This window comes from Pseudomonas arsenicoxydans, assembly GCF_900103875.1.
GTDB lineage: Bacteria > Pseudomonadota > Gammaproteobacteria > Pseudomonadales > Pseudomonadaceae > Aquipseudomonas > Aquipseudomonas arsenicoxydans.
The window spans coordinates 3858166-3873977 of sequence record NZ_LT629705.1; the positions used below are offsets into that span (position 1 = coordinate 3858166).

Below are 15812 nucleotides of genomic sequence, written 5' to 3' on the forward strand. Positions count from 1 at the left end.
AGTACTCGAGTGTGTGACGCGAGGTTATCTGGCCTGGTTCAGCGTAGAGCAAGACGGCGATGGCTTCGTGACATTTCTATGGCGAGGAGGGCAGAGCACGTGGTGATCTGCCCTCGCTGTCTAGCGGTTTACATACTGTTGGCGAGCTTTCCGGTGGAGAGACGACGCTTGTACGCGCTGTCACGGTTCGCCAGCCAGTAGTAGAGCGGCGAGGTGATCAGCAGGCCGACCAGCCAGGACAAATCCGCACCATTGATGTGTTCCGAAATCGGACCGACGTACAGCGGCGTGTTCATGAACGGAATCTGCACCACGATCCCGATCGCATACGCCAGCAACGCCTGCGGGTTGTAGCGGCCGTAGATGCCGCCGTCGACCTTGAAGATCGAACCAATATCGTACTGACCTTTGTGAATCGCATAGAAGTCGATCAGGTTGATCGCGGTCCACGGCACCAGCACCACGAGCAGCACCAGCACCATGTCGACGAAGTGGCCGATGAAGTTGGCCGAGGCGCCGACGGCGGCGAAGCAGCAAGCAGCAAGCGGCGAGGACGATGACCGAGAGCACGGCGCGGCTTCTGGCGGTAGGGATCCAGCGGTAGGCGAAGGTTTGCACCAGGGTGATCAGTGACAGCACGGCGCCGTAGAGGTTGAGGGCGTTGTGGCTGATGACGCTGAGCAAAAACAGCACGAGCATCAACGGGCCGATGGAGCCGGTGGCGAGTTTGACGGCGTCCATGGTGTCCATGCCGACCGGTGTGGCGAGCACGGCGACGGCGCCGAAGATGAACGAGAGGCTGGAGCCGAGCACGGTGCCCAGGTACGTGGTCCAGAATGTGGCGGCCACGGGTACGTTGGCTGGCAGGTAGCGCGAGTAGTCGGACACGTACGGTGCGAAGGCGATTTGCCAGAGCGCGGCGAGGGACACGGTGGCCAGCCAGCCGGAGATGTTGAAGCTGCCGCGGGTGAGGAAGTCGGCGGTCTGCACGTGGGTGAAGATGTAGCCGAAACCGAGCACGATGCCGGCGCCGAGCACCCAGGTGCCGATGCGGTTTAGCACGTGGATGAAGCGGTAGCCGATGATGCCGATGATGCCCGAACCGAGCGCACCGATGACGATGCCGACGGGCACAGGGACGCTGTCGACCACGCCATGCAGGGACTTGCCAGCGAGGACGATGTTGGAGGCGAAGAAGCCGATGTACATGACGCCGGCGATCAGCACCACCAGCAGGGCGCCGAGGGAGCCGAACTGGGCGCGGCTCTGGATCATTTGCGGGATGCCCATCTGCGGGCCTTGCGCCGAATGCAGCGCCATCAGCACACCGCCGACCAGGTGGCCGACGAGGATGGCGACGATGCCCCACACCAGGTTCAGGTGAAACATCTGCACGCCGAGGGCGCCGGTGACGATGGGCAGCGGCGCGATGTTGCCGCCGAACCAGAGGGTGAACAGGTCGCGGGTTTTGCCGTGGCGATCTTCGGGCGGCACGTAGCCGATGGTGTGTTTCTCGATGAGCGGGGCGGAGGTTGTTGCAGCGGTAACCATGACGGACTCCAAGGCAATTTGAGTACGTGGACGTACTTCGGTGAGCGCCACGCGAGGGCGACGCTTTTCTTGTTGGAGTGGATGATGTGGGGTGGGGGCGGATAGATAAATTAGTAAGATTGTGGGTATAGACGTTAAAAAATGTATGCCGTTGGGTAGCCGAAAAACCTGTGGGAGCGGGCTTGCCCGCGATAGCGGTCTGTCAGTCAAATAAATATTGGCTGACAGACCGCTATCGCGGGCAAGCCCGCTCCCACAGGGGATTTTTGGGTGTTTGAAATCTTTGTCAGGCGCTGATCGATAGCAGCATCCTTTGCAGCATGGCGTCGCAGGCAGTGAGTTGTTCGAGGCTGACGAATTCGTCCGGTTTATGGCCTTGGTCCATGCTGCCGGGGCCACAGACAACGGTGGGAATGCCGGCCGCGTCGAACAGGCCGCCCTCGGTTCCAAACGCCACGGTGCCGAACTCTCGGGAACCGCAGAACGCCGCAATCAATTCAGCGGCTTCACTCTGCGCATCCGTCGCCAAGCCGGGGTACGCCGACAACTCGCTAAAGCGAATGTCGCTCTGCTCACTCACGGCGCGCATGCGCGGCAACATGTGCTGCTCGGCATAGGCTTGAAGCGACTGCGCGACCTCACTGGGATCATGCGAGGGCAGGGCGCGGATTTCGAAGTCGAAGCGGCAATCGGCGGGGACGATGTTCAGTGCCTTACCGCCGGATATCACACCGGTTTGCACGGTGCTGAAGGGCGGATCGAACCGCGCGTCATGGTGTTCGGGCGCTTTGAGTCGGGTGCCGATTCGCCCCAGTTCACCGATCAGTTCGGCGGCGTATTCGATGGCGTTGACCCCGAGCGGCGCATAGGCGGAGTGGCAGGCTTCGCCGTGAATGTCGCAACGCATCGCCAGTTTGCCTTTATGCCCGAGCACCGGTTTGAGTTCGGTCGGCTCGCCAATGATGCAGAGCATCGGTTTGACCGGACGCTTTTCCAGCTCCGCCAGCAACGAGCGCACGCCGAGGCAGCCGATTTCTTCATCGTAGGACAGCGCGATGTGCACCGGCAGCCGCAGCGATGCCTTTACCAGGGAAGGGACGAGGGCCAGCACGCAGGCGATGTAGCCTTTCATGTCCGCCGTGCCGCGACCGTACAGGTTGCCGTCGCGCTCGGTGAGTTCGAACGGCGCCACGGTCCACGGCTGGCCATCGACCGGTACCACGTCGGTGTGCCCCGACAGCACGATGCCCGACAACTTTGCCGGGCCGATGGTGGCGAACAGATTGGCCTTGCTGCGTTGCTCGTTGTAGATCAGCTCGCACGGCACGTCGAAGCCGGCGAGGTAGTCGCGCACGAACTCGATGAGTTGCAGGTTGGATTCGCGGCTCGTGGTGTCGAACGCCACCAGGGTTTGCAGCAAATCGCGGCTGCTGCTCATCGGTCGTCTCCGGCGACGCCATAGCCTGGGGATTTATCGGGCGCGAGGGCGCGGTCGATGTAGTCCTGGACCTGTGGGCGATAGGCGTCCCAGAGTTTTTCCAACGCGCCGATGGGGTTTTCGTCCGCCCAATCGACCCGCAGGTTGATGATCGGCCAGGTCAGTTCGCCGACCACCACCAGCGCTGCCGAATGCACCGGCCCGGCTTCACCGCCGGCGGCGATGGCGGCTTTCATGGCCGCGAGCAAGCGGTCGGCGAGTTGACCTTCACCATGCTCGAATGCCTCGACCATCGCCGCGATCACCGAGCGGTCCGCGAGCATATTGCCGGCGGCCACGCACTGCTCGCCGGACACGGCGTTGTGGTTGCCCAGGGTTTGCGAGCCGCTGAAATGCGCGGTCTGGCCGAGGTGGTCGATGGCGGTGATCTGGCGGTATTGGCTGTAGCCGTTGCGCGTAAGCACCTTGTCCAGCGCCTCCGCGGGGGCGAGGCCTTGCTCCATCAGGGCAAGGACGTCCGGGCCCAACGAGGGCAGGGTGATGTTTTGCGTGGAGACCGCACCGACACCCGGCAGCAGCCAGGGGCAACGGGCGCCGACGGCGATGCTGGAGGAACTGATCGCGATGCCGAACTGACCGGTTTCGGGGCAACGGGCGGCGATGGAGAAGGTCATGGTTTTGCTCCTTGGTTTGCCTTGGCAAATAAGTTGTCTGGGCTGGCCTCATCGCTGGCAAGCCCGCTCCCACAGGGATTTGCAGTGGCCACAAATGTGTGACCTACGATTAACCCTGTGGGAGCTGGCTTGCCAGCGATGGCCGCGACGCGGTCTTTACTCAGGAATCACCGCAATCACATCAATCTCCATCAACCACTGCGGCTGCCCGAGTGCCGACACCACCAGCCCGGTGGAAATCGGGAACACGCCTTTAAGCCACTTCCCGACTTCCTGATACACCGGCTCGCGATACCGCGGATCGATCAGGTAAGTCGTGGTTTTGACGATGTGGCTCAGGTCGCTGCCGGCCTCTTCCAGCAACTGCTTGACGTTGCGCATGGCTTGCTCTGCTTGCGCACGCGGGTCACCCAGGCCCACCAGTCTGCCTTCGAAATCGGTGCCGACCTGGCCACGAACATAAACGGTGTTGCCGGCCCGGACGGCCTGGCACAGATCATTGTCCAGGCTCTGGTTCGGGTAGGTTTCCTTGGTGTTGAACATGCGAATACGGGTATGGGTTGGCGTGGACATTTTTAGCTCCTGACAGAAAAAGGCTTAAGCGCTGACCGTGGTTTTGTGGGCGACCGGGGCCTGTTCAGCCTCGCGTTGCGCCGCATCGTGGTAGTCGAGATAAGAGCGCTGGATGGCGATGTGATCCGCCACGTACTTGGCGTCGTGCCAAACGCCCCAGATGAACGAAGACCCGCGACGCGACTGCCATGGCAGCCCGAGGAAATACACCCCCGGCTCGCTCGACACGCCGCGCTGATGCTGTGGCTTGCCTTTGTCGTCGAAGGCATTGACCTTGAGCCAGCTGTAGTCGGTGGCAAAACCGGTGGCCCAGATGATCGAAGTCACGCCGGCCTTGGCCAGGTCGAGCTCAAGAATCGGCTGGGTCACACACTCCGGATCAGGAAAGGTGTGGCGCGCTTCCGGTTCTTCCGGCAGGTCCAGGCCATTGCGTTCGATGTAGGCATCGGCGGCATTGAGCAGCGCCAGATAGTTCTCGTCGCCACGGGCAAGGTTCTCCGCCAAGTTTGGCTGAAAGGTCGCCACGGCACCGTTGAACGATTGGGTCAGGCCGACCAGGGTCATGCCGCGATGCGCCAGCCCACGGAAGTCCACGGTGCGGCCGCCGTGGGCGCCGCTCACCGCGATGGTGACGTGTTCGCGGCCCGGTTTCATCGCCGCTTGGTCCCACTCGCCAAGCACGCCCAGCCACCAGCAGAAATCCCGGTTGCGGTAGGCGCGAGGCGGGCGGTCGTGGGCGCCGACGGAGAGGTAAACCTTCTTGCCGGCCCGCTGCAATTCATCGGCGATCTGCACGCCGGACGAGCCCGCGCCGACCACCAACACCGCGCCTTCGGGCAGTTGCGCCGGGTTGCGGTAGTCCGCCGAGTGGATCTGCAGGAAGGGCTGGTCGTTCGGCGCAATAGGCGGGATGACCGGCCGCTGGAAAGGCCCGGTGGCCGCCACCACACGGTTGGCTTCGATCACACCTTGCGAGGTTTCAATGGTGAAGCCCGGGCGCCCGACATTGCGCTCGACTTTCAGTACGTCCACGCCGGTGCGGATCGGCGCATTGAATTTCTTCGCGTAGGCTTCGAAGTAATCGGCTACGCGTTCTTTGGGCGCAAAGGCGTCAGGGCTGAGGTCGTCGAAATCAAGGCCAGGAAAGCGGTCATGCCACGCCGGACCGTTCGCGACCAGCGAATCCCAGCGCCCGGTGCGCCAGCGCTCGGCAATACGGTTGCGCTCCAGCACCAGGTGCGGCACGCCGAGTTTGCTCAAGTGTTCACTCATGGCCACGCCAGCCTGACCGGCGCCAACAATCAGCGTATCTGTTTTTATTTTTTCAGAGGTCATCTCAATACCCTTCGAAGTTGGAGTTCGGTCGCGAACGACCTGCCATTTCTTGGGCTCAAGACTAGGGATGACCCTGGTATCGGTAAAATATTATTAAGCTGGCATTTGAGTATAAATAACTGAGGCAGAGCGTTTGCCTAAGCGCTGCGCGTTATGCGCAGGCCAGGTCGCGCCGCGGCTGAAGGGAATCGCCTCGACTAGGGTTTACCCAGGGTTTCGACCCAACTGGCCAGCTCCCCGACCATTTTATGGACCTCACTCGCTTCGGGCTCAGAGGGGCGAATGATAGCGTTCCAGGCGATATCCAGGCCGTCATTCAGGGCTGCCCAGGCGAGCTCTCCGCGCTCAAGACTGGGTGTCACCAAATCCCGTTGCAAGATGCTGATTCCGTAGCCTGAACGCACTAATTCGACAATGGCTTCGATCAACTCCACGGTGATCATTCGCCTTGGCAGAATACTGGCGGGCGCGAAGAAACGGTCATATTCCCAACCACTGGCACGGTCGGTCGAGTAGGTCACCAGGTTGTAAGTCTTGAAGTCTTCGGCGTAGATGTTTTTCCTCCCGGCCAGTGGATGATCGGTGGCCATGATCGCGATCAAGTCGTCGCGAAACAGCGGCAACTTGGCGACCCCGCTGGGCACCATACCGTCGTCGATGATCGATACATCGATCCTTCCTTGCATCAGGCTCGCGTAGACGTCGTTACGGGGCACCGTGACCAGGGTTATTTCGATGTCTGGACGCAGGCTCGAATAGTGTTTGATGAATTTCGGAATCCAGCGAAACGGACCGTATGAGGTGACCCCCATGCGTACGAAGGCGGTCACCCCGCCGGCCATCGACCGGGCCTCGGCCTCCGCTTCGTTAAGAATGGCGATGATGTCTCTGGCGGCGCGTTCGAGGCGCACGCCGGCGGGGCTCAGTCTCAACTTTCCGCCGGATCGCTCCGTGAGGGGCACCCCCAGTCGCCGTTCCGCCTCCCGCATGCGATGACTGACGGCTGACGGCGTCAGCCATAAACGCTCGGCAACCGCCGTGATCGAATCGACTTCGGACAGGGTTTGCAGCATGACGAGGTGATCCAGGGTGAGTCTCATAGGGGAGGGCGACCTGAAAATAATTCACAAAATTGCGTAAAAATATGAGCGTGACTTGTTTTTGCCTCCGATGCAATCTGACTCCAGCAAGAGCCAACGGAGAACAACAATCATGACTTTGCTTCCTCTCACAACCGGCGCAACCCTGGGCGATATCATCGACCTGGAGCGCTATCCCATTACTGATCGATCCAACCCGGCTTACCTGGCGTTGGTCGCTGACAGCCAGGCATTACTGGGCAAGGAAGGCGTTGCGATCTTCCCGGGATTTGTCCGTGACAAAATGGTCGCCACAATGGCGGACCAGACGCTTGCCCTGCACCCACGCATGTTCCATTTTCGGGAAAACCACACGGTTTATTTCAAGCCTCAAGAAGACGGCGTTGACTCAAGGCATCCGCTGCGGCGGTTGATGAAAACCGAGAAAGATACCGTCGCCTACGCGGACATTCCGGCCGACAATGTGATTCGCAACATCTATGAATCCGACGAGGTGCTGTCGTTCATCAAGGATGTATTGGGTCTGGACACGCTTTACCGCCATGCCGATCCGTTGGCCGCGCTTAACTTGCAGGGCTTCACGACGGGGCAGCAATTGGGCTGGCACTTTGACCGTTCCGACTTCAGCGTCACGCTGTCACTCCAGGCGGCCAGCGCCGGAGGGGATTTCGAGTACGTACGCATGCTTCGCAACGAGGATGACGACTGTTATGACGCGGTCCGGCAATTCCTTGATGATCCCGAGACCCAGACGATAGAAGTCCTGCCTCAAGTGCCTGGAACGCTGACCTTGTTTCGCGGCCGCTATTCATTGCATCGAGTCACGCCAGTAGAGGGTGACCGGTTGAGGCTCAACGCTGTGTTTGCCTACGTGGATCAGCCGAATGTCGAATTCAGCGCCTACGCCCGCCAGTTGTTTTACGGACGTACCAGCGTAGACCCATTGGTTTAAGTGACGCCCCATTAACAATGAATCCATTCATTGACTCCATCGCTTCACGTGTTTGTACAGGCACCTGTCCACGTTAGATCTGATGGCACTCGCTGGCCCCGTGTGTGGCAAGCAAGAGCTTCCTGCCCCCAATACTGTTTTGGAGCGTCTGATCATGAAGTACAAGAAGAATTTGCTGGCATCGTTAGTCACCCTTGGCCTGCTCGTCGGTAGTGTTTCAAGCCAGGCTTCCGGCTGGTGTGACTCAGGCAAGTCGGTGAAGTTTGCCGGTTTGAACTGGGAGAGCGGGATGCTCCTCACCGACATCATGATGATCGTGCTCAAGGATGGCTACGGCTGTGAAACCGACCAGTTGGTGGGTAACACCATCATTCTGGAGACCGCTCTGGCCAGCAACGACATTCAAGTGTTTGGCGAAGAATGGATGGAGCGCAGCGAGGTCTGGAAAAAAGCCGCGGCAGCAGGGAAGGTGGTGGCGGTTGGCGCACCCATCGTCGGTGCGGTTCAGGGCTGGTATGTCCCGCGTTATGTCGTTGAGGGGGACGCAAAACGCAACAAGCCCGCTCGCGCTCCAGACCTCAAGTCGGTGGCCGACCTGAGCAAGTATCCCGAAGTGTTTCGCGACTCGGAGGAGCCTTCCAAAGGACGCTTCTACAACTGCCCCGCGGGTTGGATTTGTGAGCAGGACAATACCGAGATGTTGAAAGAGTACGGTCTTGAAAGCAGCTACACCAACTTCCGCCCAGGCACCGGGGCGGCATTGGATGCGGCCGTGCTGTCGAGCTACAAGCGCGGCGAGCCGGTGCTGTTTTACTACTGGTCACCGACACCGCTGATGGGGCAGATCGATGCGATCAGGCTCGAAGAAAAACCGGGTGTCGACAAGAACGTCATCACTCGAGTCGGCATCTCCAAGGCTTTTAATGAGCAGGCACCCGAACTGGTGGCGGTACTGGAGAAGGTCAACATCCCCATTGACCTGTTGAATCTGAACCTGGCGCGGATGACCAAGGAACGTATTGAATCACCGAAGCTGGCGAGGATTTTCCTCAAGGAGCACCCGGAGGTCTGGCACGCCTGGGTCAGTGAAACCGCCGCGAAAAAAATCGACGCAACCTTGTAATCGGCAATGAAGGCAAGGATGCCTTGCCCGTTGTATTGCTCCTCGACTCGATCCGCGTAAACACACTCTTAAGACTGAGTTTTTTGCTTCCACACAGAGGCGGCGTCTCTTTGCGCCCGGAAATTATGAATATGATCAAATCACGCGCTGCCGTAGCCTTTGCGCCTAACCAGCCCCTGCAAATCGTCGAAGTCGACGTGGCTCCGCCGCAGGCCGGGGAAGTATTGGTGCGCATCATTGCCACCGGCGTCTGCCATACCGATGCATTCACCCTGTCCGGGGCGGATCCTGAAGGCCTCTTCCCGGTGATCCTCGGTCACGAAGGTGGCGGCATCGTCGAGGCGATTGGCGAGGGTGTGACCTCCGTGGCGGTGGGCGATCATGTGATCCCGCTGTACACCCCGGAATGTGGCGAGTGCAAATTCTGCACCTCGGGCAAGACCAACCTCTGCCAGAAAATTCGCGCCACGCAGGGCAAAGGCTTGATGCCGGACGGCACCAGCCGCTTTTCCTACAAGGGCCAACCCATCTTCCACTACATGGGCACCTCGACTTTTTGCGAGTACACCGTGCTGCCGGAAATTTCCCTGGCGAAAATTCCGCAGGAGGCGCCGCTGGAGAAGGTTTGCCTGCTCGGTTGCGGCGTGACCACCGGGATTGGCGCGGTGCTCAACACGGCCAAGGTGGAAGAGGGCGCCAGCGTGGCCATTTTCGGGCTGGGCGGCATCGGCCTGGCCGCCATCATCGGCGCGACCATGGCCAAGGCCGGCCGCATCATCGCGATCGATATCAACCCGGCCAAGTTCGAGATCGCCCGGCAATTGGGCGCCACCGACTTCATCAACCCGAAGGATTACGACCGGCCGATCCAGGACGTGATCGTCGAGCTGACTGAAGGCGGCGTGGATTACTCCTTCGAATGCATTGGCAACGTCAATCTCATGCGTGCGGCCCTGGAGAGCTGCCACAAGGGCTGGGGCGAGTCGGTGATTATTGGCGTCGCCGGTGCTGGTCAGGAAATCAGTACCCGTCCTTTCCAGTTGGTCACCGGGCGCGTCTGGCGCGGCTCGGCGTTTGGCGGCGTGAAAGGTCGCAGTGAACTGCCCAGCTATGTCGAAAAGTCGCAAACCGGTGAAATCCCGCTGGAGACGTTCATCACTCATACCCTCGGTCTGGAGGAGATCAATCAGGCTTTTGAGCTGATGCACAAAGGCCAGAGCATTCGCACCGTTGTTCATTTCAACCGATAAAACCCACCCACCATTTTTGAACCCGAGAGATCTTTAAGATGAGCATTTTCACTCACGTTACTGTCGGCACCAACGACCTGGAAAAAGCCCGCCGTTTCTACGACAGCGTGCTGGCCCAACTCGGCCACAAGCGCATTGCCGATCTGGGCGAGAACGGCTCGATCTGGGGCGAGAGCGCCCCTTCGTTTTTCGTCTTGAAGCCGGCGAACGGCGCGCCTGCAAGCGTCGGCAACGGTGTCACCGTCAGCTTCGAAGCACCGGATCGCGCCGCCATTGATGCCTTCCATGCCAGCGCTTTGGCGGCCGGTGGTATCAATGAAGGCGCGCCAGGCCCGCGTGACTGGGCGCCGCATGCCTATGCCGCCTACGCCCGGGACCTGGATGGAAACAAACTGGCGGTCTACTGCTTCAAGCCCGTTTGAATGAAATCTGATGCATGACCCAAGGCCCCGCCAGCAATGGACGGGGCTTTTTTATTCGCTTCTGGTGGTAAACATCAGGAATGCATCAAACTATAGGTTCGTGAACGCAACGGAGTGATCGGACATTGATCGAACGACGCCAATTCAGCGGAGGCATGAAGGGAAAAAACCTGCGCTACCTGAATGAGCAACCCGGCGAAACCAGGCAAACGGTTCGGGCCGGCTTCCTGCTGCTCGAACATTTCTCGTTGCCCGCGTTTACCCAGGCGCTGGATACGCTGGTCACGGCGAATCTGCTGCGGCCCGACACGTTCTCTTCGCGCACCTTCGGCTTGAATGACGGGGAGGTCGTCAGCGACCTGGGCCTGGTCATTCGGCCCGACGCGCGTATCGATTGTGCGGCGATCAAGGAGCTGGACCTGCTGGTCGTGTGTGGCGGCTACCGGACTGAACTGAAAGCCAGCGAGGGCTTTATCACCCTGTTGCGCACGGCGGCAGACCAGGGCGTCAGCCTGGCCGGGTTGTGGAACGGTGCATGGTTTCTGGGCAAGGCCGGTTTGCTTGACGGCTACCGTTGCGCGATTCACCCCGAACATCGCCCCGCGCTCGCCGATTTCTGCAAGGTTACGCAGGTCAGCAGCGAACCCTACATCATTGATCGAGACCGATTGACAGCCTCCAGCCCGTCCGGGGCCTTCCACATGGCGCTGGACTGGATCAAAAGCCAGCACGGCAAAGCGCTGGTCGAGGGGATCGAAGACATTCTGGCGTTTGAGGAGTCGCGCTACCGGCGCATCAAACCGACGGAAAACATCTGCGTGAGCGCGCCCCTGCGCGAGGTGGTGAAACTGATGGACGCCAACCTCGAGGAGCCTTTGGAGCTGGAGCAACTGGCGGTCTATGCCGGGCGTTCACGGCGACAACTGGAACGCTTGTTCAAGGAGCAACTGGGCACGACGCCGCAGCGCTATTACATGGAATTGCGCATCACCGAGGCACGTCGATTGCTCCAGCACACCGAGCTATCGCAAGTGGACGTGCTGGTAGCGTGTGGTTTTGTGTCGCCGAGCCATTTCAGCAAGTGCTACAGCTCGTATTTCGGCTACCGGCCTTCCAAGGAAAAGCGACTCGTCAAATAAGAGCCGCTCGCCCAACCGTCAATGCATCTTGCTGTGATCCGCCATGCCGAGTGCCCGGGCGTCGGCTTGCACTTCAATCGTTTCTTTCTCGCCCTTGGCGTTTTCCACTATCAGCGTCAGGGGCACTTTGCTGCCTTCCTGAACCTGGGCCGTCAGGTCAATCAGCATGATGTGGTAGCCGTGGGGATCAAAGCTCACCGGTTTGCCGGCCGGCAGCGCGACGGACTCGACCTGACGCATGCTCATCACATCGTCTTTCATGGTGGATTGGTGAATCTGCACGGTTTTTGCGGCGGGCGACTGCACGCTGAGCAATTTGCTGTCGCTGTCAGCTTGCAGGGTCATGAAGGCGCCGGTCGATGGCTGGCCGGCAACCGTTGCGCGGACCCAGGCGTCTTGCACCTGGGTTTGCGCGGAAACCTGCCACGCCAGGCCGATCAGGGAGCAGCCCAGGACCAGTTGTTTGATACGTCGCGAGACAGCGGTTTTTGCGCACATCGAATTCATTAGCAGACTTCCATGACGGTGAGCAGATCGTCTGCACACTCTTGGGCGGTAAGGGACGCGGACAGCCCCAGGCGCAAATTGCCCCGGGAGTCGAAGACGAAGCTGGTAGCCGTGTGGGACAGGGTGTAGCTCGACCCGCTGGGGATCTTTTCAAAGAACACGCCGAACTCTTTGGCGGTTTCAGCGGTTTCTTCGAGCGAGCCATGCAGCGCTTCAAAACTCGGATCGAACGATTTGACGTAAGCGTCGAGCATCTGCGGCGTATCGCGTTCGGGGTCGAGGGTGATGAAGATCACTTGCAGCTTTTCGCCGTCGCGCCCCATCAGCTTCTTCGCCTGCGCCGCCCGGGCCAGCGTCGTCGGGCAGACCGCCGGGCACTGGGTGAAGCCGAAGAACACCATCGGCATCAGGCCGCGATAGCTGGTCAGCATCTTCGTTTCGCCCTGGGCGTCCTTGAGCTTGAAGGTACGCCCCATGATCTTGTCGCTGAGGTCCTTGCCGTACTTGAACGACAGTTTGCTGCTGTCATCGCAGCCGGCGAGCAGACCCAGGCTCAACAGGCTCATGCCGCGCAGGACCGTGCGACGGGTATACAACGTACTCATGGAAAAGCATTCCTGTGTTGCGACTTGAGAACGACTGCGTCTGATGAGTCAGACGAAAAAAGCGCATGGATATTAACAAACTGTGCCCGTGCGTCGCTCATTGTTGGACGAGGGGCCGTTTTGGTACAGAGGCAGCCAGCGCGGAAAAATACGGATCAGTAGACGAGGGCATTCCAAATACTGCGGACACATTCCAGCTCCAGGCGGCGGCCAGTGTGACGATCGTCACAATATCCTCGACATTGCTTTACGGCTGCTAAGCTTCGACGTTGCAGCGCCCGAGTGACTCAACGGTCGGGCGTTGCGCGTAGCCATGGAGTACGACTTCAGTATCCATATCCACCCCATCGGGGTGGCCAGCGATTGTCGGTAACCTGCACGGAGGCAGGCAATGGTGATCAAACACGTTGGCAATTCGAGTGCAGAGGGGGTTCCCGAGCCGCTCGATCGTGAAGAGATGGAGCGCGTGCTGGCGCTGCTGCTGGCCAGCCCGGTGTTCGCCAAGTCCCGGCGGATGGGCAGTCTGCTGCGCTTTCTGGTCGAGCACGACCTTCAAAGTTCGAACACGCCGCTCACCGAGCATGCCATCGGCCTTGCGGTGTTTCGCCGTGACCCGGCGGTGTATTGCACGGGCGACGATCCGGTGGTGCGGGTGCAGGTGGGCCGATTGCGGCGCAAGCTTGCAACGCATTACACCACCACGGGGCAGTCGGACCCGGTGCACCTGAGCATACCGCCCGGTTGTTATCGCCTGGCGTATCAACGGCTCAGGCCCAAGGGCGTCGCGACTCGCCATCCAGTGCTGCAAATTCAGCCGTTTACCTGCATCACCCGTGACGGCGATGACTTTACCCGTGGCCTGTGCGAGGAGTTGAGCTGCCGGCTGTTCGAGTCGTTCGAACAGACGCAAAGCCGCACCAACCATGTGTTGATGAAGGTGGCGCGCAGCAATGTCACCGCCTCGGACGTCATGCGGGCCGGGCGCGGCAATTACTCGCTGGAAGGCAGCGTGCGGGTGGAGCCGAGCCGTGTCCGTACCTCGGTGCGCCTGATTGATGTGGCTCAGGGGCGGATCCGCTGGTCGGAGCAATTTGATCGCAATCGGCCTTATGGCATCGCCACTCAGGAAGACCTGGCGGAGTCGATCTGTCGGTCGTTGACCGGGTATTTCTCCCGGGGTGGAAATGACGTTTTCTGAGTAAAGCGGGGCAACTGCGAAGTTGCCCCGTTGGCTGCACTTACACGACGGTCCAGCTGCCGCCGGAGTAGAGGCGGGTTGCGTTGTTATCAAAGGTCAGGTCGACTTCGACCGACTGGGAACGTGAGGTGCTGAACATGGTGCTTGTCTGCACATTCTGTTCGAACCAGACAAGGATGGTTTCGACCGGAGTCAACTGGGTCGAACCCATTACCACCTGGTTGGTGGCCACATAAATTGGCGTACTGATGACCTTGCCATCGATGCCCGTGGACAATTGGCTGATGCCTGGGTGGATCGCGCCGTAGTTGTTCACCAGGGTAATGGACGTGTCGGGACCACCGGTGGTGGCCGGGCCCAGCAAACCGGAATTGTCGAGCACTGACTGTTGCCCCAGGCCGATGGTGATGAGGTTGGTGGAAACATCCACCTGCACATTGGCCTGGAACGAGTTGGAACCGAACAACTGGTACTGAGGCGTCCAGCTGAAGGTGTTATTGCTCAGGTAGTTGACGTAAGACTGCCAGACCACGTTATAGGCTTCCGTTCCGACTTTTTTGGCAAAGCACAGCTTGTAGCCTGATTGTTTGAGCGTGGTCAGGTCACCGGCGGCAATCTGGATTTTGACCGACTTTTGGGTGGCCGCCAGGGTTGAGTTCAGTACCTTGCTGTAGTCCGACGTTTTCAGGGCCGTGGGGGCCAGACTCTGGAACGATTTGAGGGCCGCTTGCACCTCACTGTGCAGTTGTTGGCTCTGGTTGCTGACTGCGGTTGACTTGCTCATGGTTTCCCTCTTCCTTGGTTGTGTTAGGCAATCAATGCGCAGCGGGCAGCGAATCAGCACCCTCTAAACACATTGACGGCTTCACTGTAGGCGGGAGGAGCAGGACGGCGAAGTATCTCGGCGTTACAGACGGGAGGGTCATGAACCGGGTGCAAACCTTGAAGGTAACAGTCAGCGTAACGGGGTTGTATCAAGTGAGTCGGCGCTATGAAACGGTGGGGCGGCCGTTTGACCGCCCCACCGTGGCCTCAATGCGCCGGTGTGCTCACCTTCGCGTCGGCCCAGACGAAGTTCCAGCTGGTGCGCTTGCCTTTGGCAATCTCGATCAGCTTGTTCTCATACACAGTTTGATTGACCGTGCCGGTGTAGGTCAGCTTGCGCGCGGCGTTGGTCCCGGTGACCTCGCCCGGTTTGCCGCCAGACTCGACCATGGCTTTTTTCAGATCGGCTTCCGACGGGGCACTGCTCTGGTTCTTTTCAACGGTTACGAAACTCATGGTGTCACCTCTTCCGTGATGGGGGGATCGGCGCACAGCAGGGCCGATGAGACCTCTCGTCCCCGCCAGCACACCGAAGGCCTTACTTTATTGGCCTGTCGAGCGACGCAGAAGTGACAACACGGTCGCTGAGGTAACAACACGCAACCAGGCTGATCGACTGATGTAACAGCGACGTATCAGCCAGCGTCGTCACTGCGCTTTCCAGTGACCACCCCCCGACTCGCAATCAATCCTGGCCTGGTTCAAGTGTTCCGCATCGTAGTAATACGTGGTGACTTGAGCATTGTCGGGAATGTTGAAAGAGGTGCTGTTCTTGTCCTTGCTGGTGGAATGAGGATTGGCCAGCGATTCCTGGGTCAGCGTCGCAATGCAGGTGGCCTGATAGTGGTCGCCGCACTGTTCGACTTTTTTCTTGGTGCTGGTCAGCATGTCCTTGCTTTCGTTGCTGCATGACCAATCGATGGCGTTGACCGGCATGCCCTCGTACTCATAGCAACTATGGGATTCGATGACCGGAACGGAAGGGCTTTGAGAGCGGGTCAGGACATCGCAACCTTCAGCGAAGACCAGGGCGGGGCAAAGGCAGGCGAGCAGAAACAGCCATTTACTGTTCATCGGGATTTCCTCTCCAATGGCACTGCTCGTGGCAACGATCAGCGCT

Annotated in this window: 16 protein-coding genes and 1 pseudogene; 6 read left to right on the plus strand and 11 right to left on the minus strand. The window is 59.7% G+C overall.

Going from position 1 to position 15812, the window contains the following annotated elements; translation table 11 throughout:
* Nucleotides 1–128: 128 nt before the first annotated feature.
* The 6 genes and pseudogenes from BLQ41_RS18085 to BLQ41_RS18110 form a co-directional block, all read right to left on the minus strand.
* A pseudogene (locus BLQ41_RS18085) lies at nucleotides 129–1551 on the minus strand (purine-cytosine permease family protein).
* Between the two features lie 286 nt (nucleotides 1552–1837).
* Nucleotides 1838–2989, minus strand: a complete 1152-nt coding sequence (argE, locus tag BLQ41_RS18090; RefSeq protein WP_090182953.1) for an acetylornithine deacetylase — start codon at nucleotides 2987–2989, stop codon at nucleotides 1838–1840.
* A complete protein-coding gene (locus tag BLQ41_RS18095; RefSeq protein ID WP_090182956.1) occupies nucleotides 2986–3663 on the minus strand; it encodes a DUF1028 domain-containing protein in 678 nt (225 codons plus the stop codon). The genes argE and BLQ41_RS18095 overlap by 4 nt, the downstream gene beginning before the upstream one ends.
* A 156-nt stretch (nucleotides 3664–3819) precedes the next feature.
* Complete coding sequence (locus BLQ41_RS18100) at nucleotides 3820–4236, minus strand: RidA family protein (RefSeq protein ID WP_017338215.1); 417 nt, start codon at nucleotides 4234–4236, stop codon at nucleotides 3820–3822.
* A gap of 24 nt (nucleotides 4237–4260) precedes the next feature.
* A complete protein-coding gene (locus tag BLQ41_RS18105; RefSeq protein ID WP_090182958.1) occupies nucleotides 4261–5571 on the minus strand; it encodes a flavin-containing monooxygenase in 1311 nt (436 codons plus the stop codon).
* Nucleotides 5572–5768: 197 nt separating this feature from the next.
* Nucleotides 5769–6671 (minus strand): LysR family transcriptional regulator, encoded by a 903-nt coding sequence (locus tag BLQ41_RS18110; protein WP_090182960.1) that lies wholly within the window; start codon nucleotides 6669–6671, stop codon nucleotides 5769–5771.
* A gap of 112 nt (nucleotides 6672–6783) precedes the next feature.
* On the opposite strand from BLQ41_RS18110, the gene BLQ41_RS18115 reads away from it, so the two are divergent.
* The 5 genes from BLQ41_RS18115 to BLQ41_RS18135 all read left to right on the plus strand — a co-directional run bounded on the left by BLQ41_RS18115 (nucleotide 6784) and on the right by BLQ41_RS18135 (nucleotide 11557).
* A complete protein-coding gene (locus tag BLQ41_RS18115) occupies nucleotides 6784–7623 on the plus strand; it encodes a HalD/BesD family halogenase (protein WP_090182962.1) in 840 nt (279 codons plus the stop codon).
* Between the two features lie 154 nt (nucleotides 7624–7777).
* Nucleotides 7778–8746 (plus strand): glycine betaine ABC transporter substrate-binding protein, encoded by a 969-nt coding sequence (locus BLQ41_RS18120; protein WP_090182965.1) that lies wholly within the window; start codon nucleotides 7778–7780, stop codon nucleotides 8744–8746.
* 131 nt (nucleotides 8747–8877) lie between these two features.
* The gene (locus BLQ41_RS18125; RefSeq protein ID WP_090182966.1) at nucleotides 8878–9996 is read left to right on the plus strand and encodes an S-(hydroxymethyl)glutathione dehydrogenase/class III alcohol dehydrogenase; all 1119 of its coding nucleotides are present in this window, start codon (nucleotides 8878–8880) and stop codon (nucleotides 9994–9996) included.
* A gap of 38 nt (nucleotides 9997–10034) precedes the next feature.
* Nucleotides 10035–10418, plus strand: a complete 384-nt coding sequence (locus BLQ41_RS18130) for a VOC family protein (RefSeq protein WP_090182968.1) — start codon at nucleotides 10035–10037, stop codon at nucleotides 10416–10418.
* 155 nt (nucleotides 10419–10573) lie between these two features.
* Nucleotides 10574–11557, plus strand: coding sequence for a GlxA family transcriptional regulator (locus tag BLQ41_RS18135; protein ID WP_090188648.1), 984 nt, complete (start codon nucleotides 10574–10576; stop codon nucleotides 11555–11557).
* A gap of 18 nt (nucleotides 11558–11575) precedes the next feature.
* Here the strand turns inward: BLQ41_RS18135 and BLQ41_RS18140 are convergent, their stop codons facing one another.
* Both BLQ41_RS18140 and BLQ41_RS18145 read right to left on the minus strand, forming a co-directional pair.
* Nucleotides 11576–12064, minus strand: coding sequence for a copper chaperone PCu(A)C (locus BLQ41_RS18140; protein WP_090182969.1), 489 nt, complete (start codon nucleotides 12062–12064; stop codon nucleotides 11576–11578).
* Nucleotides 12064–12669, minus strand: a complete 606-nt coding sequence (locus BLQ41_RS18145) for an SCO family protein (protein WP_090182971.1) — start codon at nucleotides 12667–12669, stop codon at nucleotides 12064–12066. The genes BLQ41_RS18140 and BLQ41_RS18145 overlap by 1 nt, the downstream gene beginning before the upstream one ends.
* Nucleotides 12670–13060: 391 nt before the next feature.
* On the opposite strand from BLQ41_RS18145, the gene BLQ41_RS18150 reads away from it, so the two are divergent.
* Complete coding sequence (locus BLQ41_RS18150; protein WP_090182973.1) at nucleotides 13061–13867, plus strand: hypothetical protein; 807 nt, start codon at nucleotides 13061–13063, stop codon at nucleotides 13865–13867.
* 40 nt (nucleotides 13868–13907) lie between these two features.
* On the opposite strand, the gene BLQ41_RS18155 is transcribed toward BLQ41_RS18150, so the two are convergent.
* From BLQ41_RS18155 to BLQ41_RS18165, 3 genes are all read right to left on the minus strand, one after another.
* Nucleotides 13908–14651, minus strand: coding sequence for a hypothetical protein (locus BLQ41_RS18155; RefSeq protein WP_090182974.1), 744 nt, complete (start codon nucleotides 14649–14651; stop codon nucleotides 13908–13910).
* A gap of 248 nt (nucleotides 14652–14899) precedes the next feature.
* Entirely contained in the window at nucleotides 14900–15148 is a 249-nt protein-coding gene (locus tag BLQ41_RS18160) for a hypothetical protein (protein ID WP_090182976.1), read from the minus strand.
* A 192-nt stretch (nucleotides 15149–15340) separates the two neighbouring features.
* The gene (locus BLQ41_RS18165; RefSeq protein ID WP_090182977.1) at nucleotides 15341–15766 is read right to left on the minus strand and encodes a hypothetical protein; all 426 of its coding nucleotides are present in this window, start codon (nucleotides 15764–15766) and stop codon (nucleotides 15341–15343) included.
* Nucleotides 15767–15812: the final 46 nt, after the last annotated feature.

Excerpts from the sequence above, each read along its gene's own strand:
- BLQ41_RS18105 (WP_090182958.1), bottom strand. The coding sequence starts at position 5,571 with ATGACCTCTGAAAAAATAAAAACAGATACGCTGATTGTTGGCGCCGGT.
- BLQ41_RS18100 (WP_017338215.1), bottom strand. The coding sequence starts at position 4,236 with ATGTCCACGCCAACCCATACCCGTATTCGCATGTTCAACACCAAGGAA.
- BLQ41_RS18120 (WP_090182965.1), top strand. The coding sequence starts at position 7,778 with ATGAAGTACAAGAAGAATTTGCTGGCATCGTTAGTCACCCTTGGCCTG.
- BLQ41_RS18155 (WP_090182974.1), bottom strand. The coding sequence starts at position 14,651 with ATGAGCAAGTCAACCGCAGTCAGCAACCAGAGCCAACAACTGCACAGT.
- BLQ41_RS18165 (WP_090182977.1), bottom strand. The coding sequence starts at position 15,766 with ATGAACAGTAAATGGCTGTTTCTGCTCGCCTGCCTTTGCCCCGCCCTG.
- BLQ41_RS18115 (WP_090182962.1), top strand. The coding sequence starts at position 6,784 with ATGACTTTGCTTCCTCTCACAACCGGCGCAACCCTGGGCGATATCATC.
- BLQ41_RS18145 (WP_090182971.1), bottom strand. The coding sequence starts at position 12,669 with ATGAGTACGTTGTATACCCGTCGCACGGTCCTGCGCGGCATGAGCCTG.
- BLQ41_RS18160 (WP_090182976.1), bottom strand. The coding sequence starts at position 15,148 with ATGAGTTTCGTAACCGTTGAAAAGAACCAGAGCAGTGCCCCGTCGGAA.
- BLQ41_RS18150 (WP_090182973.1), top strand. The coding sequence starts at position 13,061 with ATGGTGATCAAACACGTTGGCAATTCGAGTGCAGAGGGGGTTCCCGAG.
- BLQ41_RS18095 (WP_090182956.1), bottom strand. The coding sequence starts at position 3,663 with ATGACCTTCTCCATCGCCGCCCGTTGCCCCGAAACCGGTCAGTTCGGC.
- BLQ41_RS18135 (WP_090188648.1), top strand. The coding sequence starts at position 10,574 with ATGAAGGGAAAAAACCTGCGCTACCTGAATGAGCAACCCGGCGAAACC.
- BLQ41_RS18125 (WP_090182966.1), top strand. The coding sequence starts at position 8,878 with ATGATCAAATCACGCGCTGCCGTAGCCTTTGCGCCTAACCAGCCCCTG.
- BLQ41_RS18140 (WP_090182969.1), bottom strand. The coding sequence starts at position 12,064 with ATGAATTCGATGTGCGCAAAAACCGCTGTCTCGCGACGTATCAAACAA.
- BLQ41_RS18110 (WP_090182960.1), bottom strand. The coding sequence starts at position 6,671 with ATGAGACTCACCCTGGATCACCTCGTCATGCTGCAAACCCTGTCCGAA.
- argE (WP_090182953.1), bottom strand. The coding sequence starts at position 2,989 with ATGAGCAGCAGCCGCGATTTGCTGCAAACCCTGGTGGCGTTCGACACC.
- BLQ41_RS18130 (WP_090182968.1), top strand. The coding sequence starts at position 10,035 with ATGAGCATTTTCACTCACGTTACTGTCGGCACCAACGACCTGGAAAAA.